14 protein-coding genes and 1 tRNA gene are annotated in these 15,280 nt (G+C 64.6%); 10 read left to right on the top strand and 5 right to left on the bottom strand.

Features of this window, described 5'->3' with window-relative positions; genetic code table 11:
- Positions 1–5: 5 nt before the first annotated feature.
- Both IEV62_RS07235 and IEV62_RS07230 read right to left on the bottom strand, forming a co-directional pair.
- Positions 6–2,066 carry a S9 family peptidase gene (locus IEV62_RS07235; protein WP_188446206.1) on the bottom strand — a complete coding sequence of 687 codons (2,061 nt, stop codon included), beginning with the start codon at positions 2,064–2,066 and terminating at the stop codon, positions 6–8.
- Positions 2,067–2,125: 59 nt separating this feature from the next.
- Positions 2,126–4,009, bottom strand: a complete 1,884-nt coding sequence (locus IEV62_RS07230) for a methyl-accepting chemotaxis protein (protein WP_229732897.1) — start codon at positions 4,007–4,009, stop codon at positions 2,126–2,128.
- Positions 4,010–4,170: 161 nt separating this feature from the next.
- Between IEV62_RS07230 and IEV62_RS07225 the strand changes: the two genes are divergently transcribed.
- Positions 4,171–5,961, top strand: a complete 1,791-nt coding sequence (locus IEV62_RS07225) for an aminopeptidase P family protein (protein ID WP_188446205.1) — start codon at positions 4,171–4,173, stop codon at positions 5,959–5,961.
- On the opposite strand, the gene IEV62_RS18350 is transcribed toward IEV62_RS07225, so the two are convergent.
- A complete protein-coding gene (locus tag IEV62_RS18350) occupies positions 5,951–6,076 on the bottom strand; it encodes a hypothetical protein (protein WP_268234235.1) in 126 nt (41 codons plus the stop codon). The genes IEV62_RS07225 and IEV62_RS18350 overlap by 11 nt on opposite strands.
- Before the next feature lie 91 nt (positions 6,077–6,167).
- Here IEV62_RS18350 and IEV62_RS07220 point away from each other — a divergent pair.
- Positions 6,168–6,242 (top strand) — tRNA-Thr (locus IEV62_RS07220).
- 200 nt (positions 6,243–6,442) lie between these two features.
- On the opposite strand, the gene IEV62_RS07215 is transcribed toward IEV62_RS07220, so the two are convergent.
- Positions 6,443–8,806: a heavy metal translocating P-type ATPase gene (locus IEV62_RS07215; protein WP_188446349.1), complete on the bottom strand. Its 2,364-nt coding sequence runs from the start codon at positions 8,804–8,806 to the stop codon at positions 6,443–6,445.
- 115 nt (positions 8,807–8,921) lie between these two features.
- Here IEV62_RS07215 and IEV62_RS07210 point away from each other — a divergent pair, with 115 nt between their 5' ends.
- Positions 8,922–9,206: a metal-sensitive transcriptional regulator gene (locus IEV62_RS07210; RefSeq protein ID WP_188446204.1), complete on the top strand. Its 285-nt coding sequence runs from the start codon at positions 8,922–8,924 to the stop codon at positions 9,204–9,206.
- Between the two features lie 252 nt (positions 9,207–9,458).
- Here the strand turns inward: IEV62_RS07210 and IEV62_RS07205 are convergent, their stop codons facing one another.
- On the bottom strand, positions 9,459–9,935 hold the full coding sequence (locus IEV62_RS07205; protein WP_188446203.1) for a rubrerythrin family protein: 477 nt from the start codon (positions 9,933–9,935) through the stop codon (positions 9,459–9,461).
- Positions 9,936–10,132: 197 nt separating this feature from the next.
- Between IEV62_RS07205 and IEV62_RS07200 the strand changes: the two genes are divergently transcribed.
- The 7 genes from IEV62_RS07200 to IEV62_RS07170 all read left to right on the top strand — a co-directional run bounded on the left by IEV62_RS07200 (position 10,133) and on the right by IEV62_RS07170 (position 15,175).
- A complete protein-coding gene (locus tag IEV62_RS07200; RefSeq protein ID WP_188446202.1) occupies positions 10,133–10,414 on the top strand; it encodes a PepSY domain-containing protein in 282 nt (93 codons plus the stop codon).
- A 2-nt stretch (positions 10,415–10,416) separates the two neighbouring features.
- Complete coding sequence (locus tag IEV62_RS07195; RefSeq protein WP_188446201.1) at positions 10,417–11,022, top strand: cytochrome b/b6 domain-containing protein; 606 nt, start codon at positions 10,417–10,419, stop codon at positions 11,020–11,022.
- Positions 11,003–11,689 carry a response regulator gene (locus tag IEV62_RS07190; protein WP_188446200.1) on the top strand — a complete coding sequence of 229 codons (687 nt, stop codon included), beginning with the start codon at positions 11,003–11,005 and terminating at the stop codon, positions 11,687–11,689. Before IEV62_RS07195 ends, IEV62_RS07190 begins: the two co-directional genes overlap by 20 nt.
- Positions 11,682–13,022, top strand: a complete 1,341-nt coding sequence (locus IEV62_RS07185) for a sensor histidine kinase (RefSeq protein ID WP_188446199.1) — start codon at positions 11,682–11,684, stop codon at positions 13,020–13,022. The genes IEV62_RS07190 and IEV62_RS07185 overlap by 8 nt, the downstream gene beginning before the upstream one ends.
- A gap of 67 nt (positions 13,023–13,089) precedes the next feature.
- Positions 13,090–13,644 carry a hypothetical protein gene (locus IEV62_RS07180; protein ID WP_229732895.1) on the top strand — a complete coding sequence of 185 codons (555 nt, stop codon included), beginning with the start codon at positions 13,090–13,092 and terminating at the stop codon, positions 13,642–13,644.
- Between the two features lie 84 nt (positions 13,645–13,728).
- Positions 13,729–14,466 (top strand): cytochrome b/b6 domain-containing protein, encoded by a 738-nt coding sequence (locus IEV62_RS07175; RefSeq protein ID WP_188446198.1) that lies wholly within the window; start codon positions 13,729–13,731, stop codon positions 14,464–14,466.
- Positions 14,459–15,175 carry a VIT1/CCC1 transporter family protein gene (locus IEV62_RS07170; RefSeq protein WP_188446197.1) on the top strand — a complete coding sequence of 239 codons (717 nt, stop codon included), beginning with the start codon at positions 14,459–14,461 and terminating at the stop codon, positions 15,173–15,175. Before IEV62_RS07175 ends, IEV62_RS07170 begins: the two co-directional genes overlap by 8 nt.
- Positions 15,176–15,280 lie beyond the last annotated feature (105 nt).

The raw sequence follows: 15,280 nt of genomic DNA, 5'->3' as shown, positions 1-15,280 counted from the left end.
GGCAATCACCCCTCGACCCCAAGCTGCCACAACACGAAGGCATGCTCCTCCGCCGCCTCGCGCAAGCTCTCGAACCGCCCTGACTTACCGCCATGCCCCGCGCCCATATTGGTCTTGAGCAGCAGCACGTTATCGTCGGTCTTGGTCGCGCGGAGCTTCGCCGCCCATTTCGCCGGTTCCCAATAGGTCACGCGCGGATCGTTGAGACCGCCCGAGATGAACATCGGCGGATAGCCTTGCGCACGAACATTGTCGTACGGCGAATACCCTCGGATCAGCTCGAACGCCGCCTTATCCTCGATCGGATTGCCCCATTCGGGCCACTCGCCCGGCGTCAGCGGGAGTTCGGCATCCATCATCGTGTTGAGCACGTCGACGAACGGTACGTCGGCAATCACCGCGCCCCATAGTTCAGGATCGGAATTGACCACCGCGCCCATCAATTCGCCCCCGGCCGATCGCCCGGCAATCGCGATCTTGCCCGCGCTGGTCCAGCCATCGGCGACCAACCCCTTCGCCACATCGACGAAATCGTTGAAGGTGTTGGCGCGCTTCTCGAGCTTGCCGTCGAGATACCATTGCTGCCCGAGATCGTCGCCGCCGCGGATATGCGCGATGGCATAAGCGAAACCCCGGTCGAGCAGCGACAACCGCCCGGTCGAGAAGCCCGGCGGGATCGCATAGCCATATGCGCCATACGCATAGAGATAGAGCGGGCGGCTGCCGTCCTTGGGGAAGTCTGCCGGATAAACGATCGAAACCGGCACCTCGGTGCCATCGCGCGCGGTGATCTTGAGTCGTTCGGTGCGGTACTTCGCGGCGTCATACCCGCTCGGAATCTCCTGCACTTTCAGTGTCGTCAGCCCGCCGGTCGCCACGTCATAATCATATTCGGTCCCCGGCGTGACCATCGATTCATAACCCAGCCGCAGCACCGACATGTCATATTCGGGATTGTTGCCGAGGCCCGCATCATAGCTCGCCTCGGGAAAAACGATCCGCTGCGGCGCGATCGCTGAATCGTAGCGGTGGATCTCGATCTGATCCAACCCATCCTCGCGGCCGTCGACGATAAAGAAGTCTTTGAAGCAATCGATCCCGGTCATGTAGAAATGCCGCGACGGTCCGATCTTCTCGACCCAGTCGCCCGGTGCCGAAATATCCGCCGTGCACAGCCGAAAATTGGGATCGGTGTCGTTGGTGTGGATGAACAGCGTGTCGCCATGCATGTCGACATCATATTCGCGCCCGACCTGGCGCGGCGAAACGCACAGCGGCGTCGCCAACGGGTCGTTCGCGGGGAGCAGATAGATTTCGCTGGTGACATGATCGCCGCTTGCCAGCACGATCCATTGGCGGTCGCTCGTCTCCGAAACGCCGACGCGAAAGCCTTCATCGGCCTCCTTGAACAGTTCCACATCGTCGGCGATCGGCGCACCAAGCCAGTGCAGCCGCGCGTTATCGGTGCGCCATTGCTCATTGGCGAGGCCGTAGAGAAAGCCTTTGTCGTCGGCGGTCCAGACGATCTCCGACAGCATTCCGGGGATGACGTCGGGTAAATGCGCACCCGTGGCGAGATCCTTGACGCGCACCTCGAAGCGTTCCGAGCCATTGTCGTCGATCGCATAAGCGAGCAGCCGCCCGTCATTCGACACCGAAAACGCGCCGAGCCGAAAGTATTCCTTGCCCTCGGCCAGCGCGGTCTCGTCGAGGATCAGTGCGTCGGCTCCGCCAGCGACAGGCCTTCGCCACCATTTGCGATACTCGCCCCCCGTCTCGAACGAGGTCCAGTACAACCAGTCGCCATCCTTTTGCGGGACCGAGGCATCGTCTTCCTTGATGCGTCCTTTCATCTCGGCATAGAGCCGGTCAGTCAGGCCTTTCAGCGGCGCCATCACGCTTTCGAAATAGCCATTTTCCGCCGCGAGATAGGCGAGCACGTCGGTGTCACCCACCTCGGGATAGTTCGGGTCTTTCAGCCACGCATAGGGATCGTGGATCGTAATCCCGTGTGCGGTGAAGCTGTGCGGGCGGGTTTCGGCGATGGGGGGGGTGAGATCGGTCATCCCCGATCCCTACCCGCTCCCGACCGGCCAAGTCGAGATGCGGGCGGTTATGACCTCGCTCAGGCAGACACCATCGGAACGACGGGCACGCGAGGGATCCGCGCGAGCGCGGATAGGATCGGCACAACGGCGCTCGGCAAACCTCGTGCGACGCGCACGCGCTGGTCGAGGGCCACCGGCACGTCCTGTTCGCGGCCATCGTGACGAAAGGCACTGGCATGCCCCGCCAGCGTCGCGATATCGCAAGCGAGCGACGCCGCCGCGGCCGAGGTTTCCTCCACCATCGCCGCATTCTGCTGCGCGATCCCATCGAGCTGGGTCACCGCGCCCTTGATCTCGCCGATCGAGCTTGCCAGCGCGGCATTATCATCGGCGATGTCGCGCGACAGGCTCGCCCCCTCGGCACAGCGCGCAAGAATGGTTTCGAGCGCACCATCGACTTGCCCGACCGCCGTGACGGCGACCCCGACATCATCCTGCGTTGCGCTGAGCTGCACCCGCGCGCGTTTCGCTTCCTCCTCGGCGCGCATCGCAAGCGTCGAAACGAGATCGGCGACGACCGCGAAACCACGCCCGGCGTCGCCCGCGCGCCCCGCCTCGACCGCGGCATTCATCGCCAGCACGCGCGTCTGAAAGGCGATCTTGTCGAGTCCTTCGATCACATCGTCGATTCCCGCCGTGCTGACCGAAACGCGGCGCATCGCCTCGATCGCGCCGTCGGTCCGCTTGCGAACGTCGCCGGCCGCATCGAGCGTCTGTTGCGACCCTTGCGACGATTTTTGCGCGGCCTGCGCGGTGCTGCGCAACCGCTGGTCCATTTGCTCGATCGCAGCGGAGGTCTCCTCGATTGCGGCAGCGCTGCATTCGGTGCGTTGGGCGAGATCGTCGGTCGCGCGCGCGATCGACCCCGATGTGGCATCGATGTCGCTTGTCGTATCCACCACGGCGCGCACCATCGTGCGCAGCGTGTCGATCGCCCGGTCAAGGTCGGCATGGACCCCGGCATAGCTGGGTGGAAACACGATCGTGGTACTGTGGCGCAAGTCACCCGATGCCATCGTCCGCAGCATCTGGCCGAGATTGTCGGCGATGAACGTCTGCTCGGCGCTCGTGCGCGCATCCTCGATCGCGCGGTCGCGCGCGGCGCAGCTAAAGACATCGACCGCGCGCGCCATGTCGCCGAGTTCGTCGCGACGGTCGCAATACGGGACGGCGCGATCGCTCCCGTTCGCCAGCGCCATCGTCACCTCGATCAAACTACCGAGCGGCGTCATCACCGTGCGCGTCAAATAGACGCCCGCACCGATCGCGAGCCCGAGCACCATCGCCGCAAGCGCAAGCAAGGCGATCGACGCGGCCGTCAGGGTCGCGCTGGAGCGCGCCTTCAGCAGAGTCTGATGCTGTCCGGCAAGCGTCACCGCACGATCGATCAGCGCGCGGTGCGTGGCATAGTCGGCAGCGAGCCGCGCATAGCTTGCGTGGATGGCTATCGGATCGCCCGCGCGCGCTGCGGCCTTCAAGCGATCGACCCCGTCCCAGAAGCGGCGGGCGGGCGCATCGGCATCACGAGTCAGCGCGACCACCAACGCCGGATCGAGATTGGCACGCAACCAATAGGCATGTCGATCGTCATAGTCGCGCCGCAACGCCGCAAGCCGGGCCGCGCGTGCGTCAATCTGGTCGGGGTGATTGGCGAGCAACGTCGCCTCGAGAAAGGGTTCGAGCACATATTCGGGCGGCGGCAAAATATCGGCGACATAGTCCGACGCGGACTGGATCTGTTCGGCGACGGGGCCGCCGATCCGCACCACATTGATACTGTAGGCCGCGATCCCGATCGCGATCAGGACGATCCCGATGATCAGGGCAGTACCGATTTGAAGACGCTTGGCGATCGACACGGGCAAGCCCACCTTCGGGAAGAAGCGGATGAAACTAATCATAATTATAGCGGACCCGCAGGCGAAGGGGGTGCGCCAGCGGAATCCATGCCGCCGGCCCTGTCGCGCGCACGTGCGATCTGCCAAGGTACTGCTGCGTCCCCACCCGATCTGCTAAGCTGCATCCCGCACCATTCCCCGATCCTGCAATCACGAGAAAGCGCATGTCGACCTACACCGCCCGCCTCACCGCCCTCCGCGCCCAGCTCGCGCGCCAGCGTCTCGACGGCTTCGTCGTCCCGCTTACCGATGAGCATATGTCCGAATATGTCGGGGCCTATGCCCAGCGGCTCGCCTGGTTGACCGGGTTTCAGGGCTCGGCCGGGAGTGCGGTGGTGCTGCCCGAGGCGGCCGCGATTTTCACCGACGGACGCTACACGCTGCAAGTGCGCGAACAGGTCTCGGGCGACGACTGGCACTATGTCGCCGTCCCCGCCACCAGCATCGCCGACTGGCTGGGCGAACACGCGCCGGCGGGCGGGCGGATCGGCTATGATCCATGGCTCCACACGCGGGCGTGGGTCGCCGAGGCCAGCACCGCGCTGGCCGCGCGCGGGGCCGAGCTCGTCGCGGTCGACACCAACCCGGTCGATGCGGTCTGGCCCGACCGCCCCGCCCCGTCCGATGCGCAGCTCGCCGTCCAGGACGATGCACGAGCAGGGCTGAGCTCGGCAGCCAAGCGCGCCGCCATCGCTGACTGGCTGGCCGAGCAACAGGCTGATGCGGTCGTCCTCACCGCGCTCGATTCGATCGCGTGGGTGCTGAACGTGCGCGGCAAGGACGTCGCGCACACGCCGGTGGCGCTCGCTTATGCGATCGTCGATGCGGACGGCACCGCCGATTTGTTCGTCGCGCCCGAAAAGCTCACCGATGCGGTGCGGCAGCATCTCGGCAACGCGATCCGCCTCCACCCGCGCGAGGCCTTCGCCGATGCGCTGGGCGTCTACGCGACCAAGCGCATTGCCGCCGACCCGCAAAGCGCGGTGGCGGCGATCTTCGACCGGCTCGATCAAGGCGGCGCGACGATCCTCCCCTCACGCGATCCGGTCACCCTCGCCAAGGCGACCAAGAACCCGACCGAGATTGCCGGCCACCGCGCCGCTTCTGCGCGCGACGGGGCCGCCCTCGCGCGCTTCCTGCGCTGGGTTGAGGCCGAGGCACCCAAGGGCGGCCTGACCGAACTCTCCTGCGTCGCCAAGCTGCAGGAATTTCGAGAAGCCACCGGCGTGCTGCTCGACACCTCGTTCGACACGATCTCGGCGACCGGCGCGCATGGCGCCAGCCCGCATTACCATTCGACGCCAGACTCGAACGCGCCGCTCGAACTGGGGCAGCTTTATCTGGTCGATTCGGGCGGCCAATATGCCGATGGCACGACCGATGTGACGCGCGTGCTGCCGATCGGCGAGCCCACGCCGGAAATGCGCGACCGTTTTACCCGCGTGCTGAAGGGCCATATCGCGCTTGCCACTGCGATCTTCCCGGCAGGCACCACCGGCGGCCAGCTAGACGGCTTCGCGCGGCGGCCCTTATGGGAAATCGGCCTCGATTACGCGCATGGGACCGGCCACGGCGTCGGCGCCTATCTCTCGGTGCATGAAGGCCCGGCGCGGATCGCCCAGCCTTTCTATCCCGGCGGCGGACCGGCGGAACCGCTGCGCCCCGGCATGATGCTGTCGAACGAGCCGGGCTATTATAAAGCGGGCGCCTACGGCATTCGGATCGAGAATTTGATCCTCGTCGAGGAACGTGCGCTGGAAGGCGGAACGATGCTTGGCTTCGAAACGCTGACGTTTTGCCCGATCGAGCGCACGCTGATCATCGCCGATTTGCTCACCCCGGCCGAGCGCGACTGGCTCGATACCTATCATGCCCGCGTGGTGGCGGTGATCGGTGCGCAGCTCGACGCCGACGAGCGCGCTTGGCTGACAGCGAAATGCGCGCCTATCGCTTAGGCGTGTCGGGGTCGGCGGGCAGGTCGAGCGCGCGCGCGCGTGCCTTGCGGCGTTTGAGGTTTTCGCGCAGCGCCGCCGCCAGTCGCGCGGCGGTCTCGTCCTCCTTCGTCGTCACGTCATACGCTCCCTCACGACAATCAAGTTGACATTGCCGCTGCATCCGGCTCTTAGGCCGCTTCCGCTGGCAGCGTAAGCGCCGACGGTATGCTGCCGTAGCTCAGTGGTAGAGCGCATCCTTGGTAAGGCTGAGGTCGTGAGTTCAATCCTCACCGGCAGCACCATTTTTTAACACAGATATCATTAGCTTATCATTTCCCCTCGGGGAGGTACCGTCGATTGGCTGTTCGAAACAGCCAATCGCGCCATAACGCTGGCGAGTGCGGAGAGCTTGCGACCGCACCCGCTATGGACGGGCAAACCCGGCCGGCCGCTTGCTGACCGCTCCTGTCGCGACAGCGCAGAATGCGGCGATCGACGGCGGCTAAAGCTTTATGCGGCCTAATCGCAGCGCGTTCACCACAACCGTGAACGATGACAGCGCCATCGCGGCACCGGCGAACATCGGGGACATGACCAGACCGGTAAGCGGGTAGAGCACGCCAGCCGCTACCGGCACACCAATCCCGTTGAACACGAACGAGAAGAACAGGTTCTGCCGGATATTCGTCATCGTTGCCTTGGCAAGCACGCGGGCACGCACGACAGCGGCGAGGTCGCCCTTGGTCAGGGTGATCCCTGCGCTTTCGATCGCGACATCGGTGCCGGTGCCCATCGCCAGCCCGACATCGGCCGCAGCCAGTGCGGGTGCATCGTTAATACCGTCGCCTGCCATCGCGACTTTTGCGCCCTTTGCCTTCAGCTCACCAACGATGCGCGCTTTGTCCTCGGGCTTGAGTTCGGCGTGAACGCCGTCGAGGCCGCCAACCGCGTCGGCAACGATGTGCGCGGTCGTCGGATTGTCGCCGGTGAGCATGATGACGCGCAGCCCCTGTTTGCGAAGCGCGGAAATCGCTTCCCGGGCGTTTGCCCGGATCGGATCGGCAACCGCGATAAACCCGGCAAGCGCGCCATCGACCGCGACGAGCATAATACCTGCACCTTCGCGGCGCTTGGCCTCCGATGCGTCAAAGAGCGGCTGTGCATCGACACCGATACGCTGCATTTGCGCGGTGTTGCCGACGACGACGGTGTGCCCGTCGATGTTGGCGCTGATGCCGGCGCCGACCTGAACCTCAAAGCCCTCGGGTGCGGCAAGCGCCAGATTTTGCTCCTTGGCTGCCGTTACGATCGCGTGGGCCAGCGGATGCTCGGAGCGCGCCTCGACCGACGCGACGAACCGCAGCAGATCATCATGGCTGAGCGCCCCGACCGTCTCAATTCCCACAAGCTTCGGCTTGCCTTCGGTAAGCGTGCCGGTCTTGTCGATCAGCAGGGTATCGACCTGCTCGAAGCCTTGGAGGGCCTCGGCACTTTTGACGAGCACCCCTGCCTGCGCGCCGCGCCCGGTGCCGACCATGATCGACATTGGCGTGGCAAGTCCGAGCGCACAGGGACAAGCGATGATGAGCACCGCGATCGCATTAAGCAGCGCGTGCCCGATCCGCGGTTCGGGGCCGACCACACTCCAGACGATGAAGGTGAGAACCGCAATCGCGATCACCAATGGCACGAACCAGCCCGAAATGCGGTCGGCGACCGCCTGGATCGGCGCGCGGCTGCGCTGCGCCTCGGCCACCATCTTGACGATGCGCGCGAGCATCGTGTCACTGCCGACGGCCTGCGCTTCCATGACAAGGCTGCCCGTGCCGTTGACGGTGCCGCCGGTCAGCGCGCTCGCTGCTTGTTTTGCGACCGGTAGCGGTTCGCCGGTCAGCATCGATTCATCGACCGAGGATGTGCCGTCAACGACGATGCCATCGACCGGCACGGCCTCACCGGGGCGGACCCGGAGGTGGTCGCCTGCGACGATGTCGGCGAGCGGGACTTCGCTTTCCGTCCCGTCGGGTGCAATCCGCCGCGCAGTCTTTGGCGCAAGGTTGAGGAGCGCCCGAATGGCTTTTCCGGTGGACGCACGCGCGCGCAGTTCGAGCACCTGGCCGAGCAGCACCAGCGCAACGACGACGCCTGCCGCTTCATAATAGACCGGCACCATCCCGTGCATCTTGAACGTATCGGGGAAAATCCCCGGCGCGAGCGTCGCGACAAGACTGTAAAGGAAGGCGGCGCCGACCCCGATCGCGATCAGCGTGAACATGTTCAGGTGGCGTGTCTTGAGCGAATTCCAGCCCCGCACGAAGAAGGGCGCGCCGGCCCACAGGACGATCGGCGCAGCGAGTGCGAGCTGAATCCACGGCGAAAAGGTTGCGCTGACGAAATGAAGCCCGAGCAGGTCAGTCCCCATCGTCAGCATGAGGAGCGGCACCGCCAGCACTGCCGATACCCAGAACCGCCGCGTAAAATCGACCAGTTCGGGGTTGGGTGCATCGTCGAGCGACGGGGCTTCGGGTTCGAGCGCCATGCCGCAAATTGGACACGTCCCCGGCCCCGTCTGTCGAATGTGCGGGTGCATCGGGCACGTCCAGATCGCACGCTCCTGAGCTTCTGGCGCGGCGCGTGAGGGCGCGGTCAGATAGCGCGCCGGAGCGGCGACGAATTTCGTGCGGCATCCCGCTGAACAGAAATGATAGTCCGTTCCCGCATGGGTGGCGTGATGCGCGGTTTTCGCTGGATCGACCGTCATCCCGCAAACCGGATCAAGAACCGTGATTGCGCCGTCGACACCCTTCGACGTTGAACAGCTACCGCATACGCCTTGAAGAGCATCGTCAGGCTTGGTGGTGGGCATGGAGGGGACGGCCACGGGATGATCGGTCATCAACAAATCCTTTTCCCAGCCGCCCCACCGCCTATATGATACCCCTTGGGGGTATAAGCAACCCGAACCTGGATTGGAGCGACGCATGCGAGGCTACAGCGGTAACAAGGATGCTTTGGGAAAGCGGCTGGCGCGGATCGAGGGGCAAATCAGGGGAATTGCCGCGATGATCGGCAACGACCGTTACTGTATCGACGTGGTGACCCAGGTGCAGGCCGCACGGGCCGCCTTGTCTAAAGTCGAAGCCGAACTCGTGCGGGGTCACGTAAGCCATTGCCTCGACGAAGCCGCCGCCACTGGCGATGCCGAAATACGGGCGCTCAAGCTCGAAGAATTGATGCGCGTATTCCCGCGCATGCGGCAAGACTGAGCAGAGGCGACGGCGATATCGGTGCTGAGGCAGGCTGATTGAAAGAACCCGGAACTTCACCATCGCGGCCGTTTTGGTGCCAAGCGGGCGATGCTGGCGAACCGGAACCTCCGCTCGGCGTAGCCCCTTTGACCGACCCGTTGCGGTAAGCCCGCGACCACCGGCGCAATCGCGGTGATCGCGCCGCGTTCATTTCAGTCAAACACGGTCGGTGCCGCCTAACCGCGATGTTAGCCGACACCGACGATGCGCTTAGCGCCGGGGCAGTTTTGCCAGCGCCGCCTTGTAGGCGTCGTAATGCGTCCCCTCGTCGACCGCGATCTGACGGAACATCGCTGCGACCTTTGCATCGCCATCGGCCTCGGCCTGTTTGGCGAAGGTCACATACATCGTGACGTTCTCATAATGCTCGCCGGCCATCGCATCCTCGAGATTGGCACTGCTCGCACCGCCGAGCTGGAGCGCCTGTGCCTCGCGGTCGAAATGTTCGTTGGCCTCGATGTTCGCCGACGCGCGGAACAGCGTGGCAAGCGCCGGCTTTCCAGCAGCCTGCGCCTGATCGGCGTAACGGAGATATTTGAGGTTGGCATAGGCTTCGCCGTGCATCGCGGCTTCGAGATTGGCGCGAGTCTGCGCCGAGAGCGGTTTGCCCTCCGGTGGAGCGGCGATCGCGCTGGTTGAAACGAAAGCGGCAACGCTGGCAGCCGCTGCGAACAGGGAACGGTTCATGGTCAATCTCCGGTGTGCGCCGACAGCGGCGACGCCCGGCTTGTGCAACGATGTGCTGACGCACTCCTGACGCGGCGACCAAATGCCGCGAAAAACCCACGACAACGGATTTATCTTTAACCGTCAGCTTTCCGTCAGCCGGCAGGCGCAGTTCGATCTGGCCGGGGCGCATCCCCGATCAAATAAGGATTGTCCCGATGAAGCTCTCGACCGTGTTCAAGCTAACCGTTGCCGCCTCCGCTCTGTCCGTCGCCGCCATGGCGAGCGCAGCCCCGGTCTGCACCAAGCTCCCTCCGGCCAAATGGCTGTCCCAGGCGCAAATGAAGGCGAAAATTGCCAAGATGGGCTATCGCGACATCAAGGTCTTCCAGGTCTCGGGTAGCTGCTACGAAATCTATGCCCACACTAAGGATGGCAAGCGCGCCGAAGTCTATTTCAACCCGGTGACCGGCGCGGTTATCCAGAACAACGTCGACTGATCGTGGCCGCGACTGCCCCCTTTGTCGTCGCCACGCCCACCCCTGACCCGGTCCCCCGCCGGGTCAGGGTGTGGGACCCAATCGTCCGGATCTTTCATTGGACCGTCGTGGGCGGCGTCGTCGCCAACCTTACTCTTCTGAGGCATGCCGAAAGCCCGCACATTTATGTCGGCTATGCCGTCATTGCGGCGCTTCTTGTGCGGCTCGGTTGGGGCTTCGTCGCGCGGGGCCATGCCCGCTTCGCGAGCTTCGTTCCCGGCCCGCATCGACTGGTCGGGTATTTTGCCGCGATGCGGAGGAAGCGCGAGCTGCGTTATGTCGGCCATAATCCGGCGGGCGCGGCGATGATCGTGCTGTTGCTGATGCTGCTGGCGATGGTCGGCACGACTGGATGGATGATGGGCCTCGATGCGTTCTGGGGCGTCGGCTGGGTCGAAACCTTGCATGAGGTGACGGCCAACCTCTTGATCGGTGCGGTTGCGCTGCACGTCATTGGCGCGATCGTCGAAAGCATCCGTCACCACGAGAACCTGCCGCTCGCGATGATTACCGGCTATAAGCGCGCCGCAGAAGGGACGGACATCGACAATGCGCCTGTTGCTGATTGAAGATAATGCCCGGCTCGCAAGCCTGATCCGGGAGGGGCTTGATCGTCAGGGCTTCGCCGTCGATTGGTGCGAAACGGTCGATGGCGCCGAACACGCGCTGAAGATCAACGCTTATGACCTGATGCTGCTCGATCTCGGCCTGCCTGACGGCGAGGGGCTCGATCTGGTCCGCACGCTACGGCGGCGGCGGGATACGATACCGATCCTGATCCTGACGGCGCGCGGCGGACTCGATGATCGGGTGCTGGGCCTTGATGCCGGCGCGGACGACTATCTGGTCAAGCCGTTCCAGATTCCGGAGCTGGCGGCACGGTGCCGCGCGCTGTTGCGGCGACCGGGGGCGTCGCTGGGGACCGAATTGACGGTCGGAAACGTCATCCTGCATTCGGCTGAACGGAGCGTTGCTGTGGCCGGTCGTTCGGTCGAGGCGACGCCGCGTGAGGTCGACCTGCTTGAATGCCTGTTGCGCAGAGCCGGGCATGTCGTTGCCAAGCCCGCGCTCGAAGGCGCGCTTTACTCGATGGATGCCGAAGTAACGCCGAATGCGCTGGAGGCGTGCATGTCACGCCTGCGCAAGCGGCTGAGCACCGCCGGGGCCGATGTACAGATCCGCACCGTCCACGGCGTCGGCTATGCGCTGTTCGCGCCTGTCTCCGTATATGGATAGAGCGAAGAACAGCTTGAAAGCACTGGCCGGCCCGACGCTGTTCCGGCAAATTGCGACGCGGCTGGCCGCCTTTACCCTATTGTTCGCATTACTCGACGTCGGCATCGTCATCTTCACCTACAACCGCCAGCCTGAATCGCTCGCGCAGGAACTGCTGACCCTCGAAGCGAGCAAGGCGGCCGGGTCGACCGCGCTCGCGCCTGATCTGCTGGCCGGGCCACCCGGTGCCGAGCATTGGGCCGCGCGCTATGTCGAGCCGGATGCGAACAGCCCGATCGCTCCGCTGTTCCGCACCGATTCCCCGGGCGCCCTTTTGATGGACTGGACGCGCCGTGAACGTATCGCGGGGGGCTATCGGATCTCAGGGGTCCGGTCGGTTGTGCAGGATGGACAGCAGCGCTGGCTGTTCATGCAGTTCGAAGGCGACGGCGTTCGCCCTTACGTGCCCGTCATCGTCAATGAGATCGTGCAGCATGTGCTCCTGCCACTGATCCCGCTGTCGCTGCTCTTGCTGCTGTTCAATATCGTCGCGGTCCGCCGCGTCCTTCAGCCGCTGCGGCGCGCCGAAGCCGAGGTCGATGCGCTCGATCCGTACGACGTCTTGCTGCGTCTGTCGGAGGTGCCCGAACCGCGCGAAGTCAATACGCTCGTCCGTGCCGTCAACCGTGCGCTGACCCGGCTCGACGAAACGATGGCGATCCTGCGCGGATTCACCGCCAATGCGGCGCACGAACTGCGCACGCCGCTGTCGATCCTGCAGCTCTCGCTCGACAAATTGCCCCCCAGCCCCCTGCGTGACGAGCTGCAAGCCGACACGCAGCATATGACGCGTCTGGTCAGCCAGATGCTTGACTTGGCACAGGCCGATGCGCTGGCGGTCGAACCCGACACTACCGTCGACCTGGCCGATATTGGCCGCGAAATCGTCGCCACACTGGCCCCGAAGGTATTCGACGCGCACCGCGACCTGCGGTTCGAAGCGATCGGGGATACAAGCGCGCGCGGGCATGCCGAAGCGATCTATCGCATCTATCGCAATCTGATCGACAATGCGCTCGCGCACGCACCGGGCGAGACACCGATCGAGGTAACGGCTGGCCCTGGACCACAGATTAGCGTGCGCGATCATGGCCCGGGTATTTCGGACGAAGACCTGCCCCACATCTTCGAGCGCTTCTGGCGCAAGGATCGACGGAAAAGCGATGGGGCCGGCCTTGGCCTCGGCATTGTCGAGCGGCTTGCGCAGGCACATGGCGGCGCGATCACGGTCGAAAACGCCACTGGCGGCGGCGCGCTGTTCCGCGTTACGTTCGCCGCGCCCGAACATGCGTGACGCGCAGCCGCCGAAAGCCGAGGACTGACTGAACAGCTATCTGCTCTTGTTCGTGATCGTATTGGGCGTGAACCTGCTGCCAGCATTCGGCCCGCCGACGTGGTCGATCATCGTTCTTTATGGTCTTGGCACGCAAATGCCCACGGCTGCCATCATCCTGACCGGCGCGCTTGCCGCCGCGTCCGGTCGTTTTGCCCTCGCCCACGCCTTCCGCCTGCTCGGCCGGCGCGTCCCCGCACGGATCCGCAGTAATCTCGCGGCGGCACGCGACGCGCTCGAACGGAACAAAAGCGGCGGGTTCCTGGCCCTGGGGTTGTTTGCGCTATCGCCGTTACCGTCCGCGCAATTGTTCGAAGCGGCGGGCCTCGCGCGCGTCCGTCTTACCGGCTTTACAGCCGCCTTTTTCGCCGGGCGACTGGTGTCCTATTCGATCTACGCGGTGACGGCCAAGGGCCTTCAGAAGACGCCGATGGGGGATCAGTTCCTCAAGATGGTCACCAGCCCAGCGAGCATTGCCCTCCAGCTTTTGATGATCGCCTCGCTGATTGCATTGGCGCGGGTCGATTGGCGAAAGCGGCTCGGTGGCAACCCCGCCAAAAGACCCGCAGCGCGAGACCGCTGATCGGCGGCGACTTGACGAAATTGGCCCCGGCGTCAGGTTTCGGTCAGCAAGTAAGCGGATGGCATCCCCTCCACGGAGGTGACCATGTCCAACCTGTCGACGCCCCCTCGATCCACCGCCACCCCACCCTCCCCGCCGCGTCTTCGCGTTTGGGATTTGCCCGTGCGGCTGTTCCACTGGCTGCTGGTCGCGGCAATCCTGATTACCTTCCTGTCGTCGGAGGAAGATAGCGCGCTGGCGCCGTGGCATGTCCCGGCCGGGTGGGTCGCCGCGATCCTGATTGCATTCCGGCTTGTCTGGGGTTTTGTCGGCGGCGAGCATGCACGCTTCGCCGATTTTCTAAAGCCCAGCCAGATCGCGCATCACATCGGCAGTCTTCTCGCCGGCAAACCAGAACGATCGGTCGGTCACAATGCACTGGGCGGCATCGCGATCCTCGCGCTGCTCGGGACGGTCGGCGGTATCATCTATACCGGCGCCACGATGCGGAGCGAAGCCGAAGGCGGCTTGCACGAGGCTTTGGCCAATGTCCTGCTTGGTCTGATCGCGTTGCACGTCATCGCCGTCATCGCGATGTCGCTGCTGACCAAAGATAATCTGATCAGGGCGTTCATCACCGGCACCAAGCGCGCCGATCTGCACCCCGGTGTCGACGATGCGCGTCCGCCCGCGCCGCTGGCGCTGCCGATCGCGGCGATCGTCATCGCTGGAACGGCATATGCGGCAACGACCATAGACCCCCTGGCATTCACCCCAGGCGCCCACGCCGATTCTGGCGAGGACGGCGGTGCTCCGGAACAAGGCGAACACGGCAATGATTAGGCTCCACCTTCACCCCGAACGCCATCTGGTGTCGCGGATCGGCTGGCTGCGCGCCGCCGTCCTCGGGGCTAATGATGGCATCGTCTCGACCGCCAGCTTGATCATCGGCGTGGCGGCAGCCGCCGCGAAACCGGGCGATATCCTCATTGCCGGTGTCGCGGGATTGGTTGCGGGTGCCATGTCGATGGCGGCCGGCGAATATGTTTCGGCCAGTTCGCAATCCGACACCGAGCGGGCCGATTTGGCGCGCGAGCAGGCAGAAATTGCGGGCGACGTCGCGGCGGAAATCCACGAACTCGCCGGGATCTATATGAAGCGCGGCGTCGATTCGGCCACTGCCGACACTGTCGCGCGGCAGCTGATGGCGAAGGACGCGCTCGCGGCCCATGCCCATGACGAACTCGGCATATCGGAGATGACGACCGCGCGCCCGATCCAGGCCGCGCTCACCTCGGCCGCGACCTTCACTGCCGGTGCCGCGCTTCCGCTGGCGATCGTGATTTTCGCCCCGGCACCCTGGTTGCCCGCCCCGTGGTTGGTCGTGATCGAGGCCATTGCATCGCTACTATTTCTTGCGCTGCTGGGTGCAGTTGGCGCGCGGGCGGGTGGCGCTCCGGTCTGGGTTGCGACGATCCGCGTCACCTTCTGGGGCGCGCTGGCGATGGCGTTGACGGCAGGGATCGGCCTTTTGGTGGGAACGGCGGTATGAAACACCCTGCCTCTGCGTCGCACAATCGTCGCGCGTGCGGCAAGGCCCCTAAACGGTGGAGCACCAGCCCGGGATGATCGGATCGAGGACCGGCGGCGAGGTTAC

It is taken from the genome of Sphingomonas psychrolutea (assembly GCF_014636175.1).
Lineage (GTDB): Bacteria > Pseudomonadota > Alphaproteobacteria > Sphingomonadales > Sphingomonadaceae > Sphingomonas > Sphingomonas psychrolutea.
This window is presented reverse-complemented; position numbering and strand designations above follow the sequence as displayed.

Coding starts and splice junctions, on each gene's coding strand:
- IEV62_RS07170 (WP_188446197.1), top strand. CDS start 14,459: ATGATTAGGCTCCACCTTCACCCCGAACGCCATCTGGTGTCGCGGATC.
- IEV62_RS07235 (WP_188446206.1), bottom strand. CDS start 2,066: ATGACCGATCTCACCCCCCCCATCGCCGAAACCCGCCCGCACAGCTTC.
- IEV62_RS07230 (WP_229732897.1), bottom strand. CDS start 4,009: ATGATTAGTTTCATCCGCTTCTTCCCGAAGGTGGGCTTGCCCGTGTCG.
- IEV62_RS07225 (WP_188446205.1), top strand. CDS start 4,171: ATGTCGACCTACACCGCCCGCCTCACCGCCCTCCGCGCCCAGCTCGCG.
- IEV62_RS07205 (WP_188446203.1), bottom strand. CDS start 9,935: ATGAACCGTTCCCTGTTCGCAGCGGCTGCCAGCGTTGCCGCTTTCGTT.
- IEV62_RS07215 (WP_188446349.1), bottom strand. CDS start 8,806: ATGCCCACCACCAAGCCTGACGATGCTCTTCAAGGCGTATGCGGTAGC.
- IEV62_RS07210 (WP_188446204.1), top strand. CDS start 8,922: ATGCGAGGCTACAGCGGTAACAAGGATGCTTTGGGAAAGCGGCTGGCG.
- IEV62_RS07200 (WP_188446202.1), top strand. CDS start 10,133: ATGAAGCTCTCGACCGTGTTCAAGCTAACCGTTGCCGCCTCCGCTCTG.
- IEV62_RS07190 (WP_188446200.1), top strand. CDS start 11,003: ATGCGCCTGTTGCTGATTGAAGATAATGCCCGGCTCGCAAGCCTGATC.
- IEV62_RS07185 (WP_188446199.1), top strand. CDS start 11,682: ATGGATAGAGCGAAGAACAGCTTGAAAGCACTGGCCGGCCCGACGCTG.
- IEV62_RS07175 (WP_188446198.1), top strand. CDS start 13,729: ATGTCCAACCTGTCGACGCCCCCTCGATCCACCGCCACCCCACCCTCC.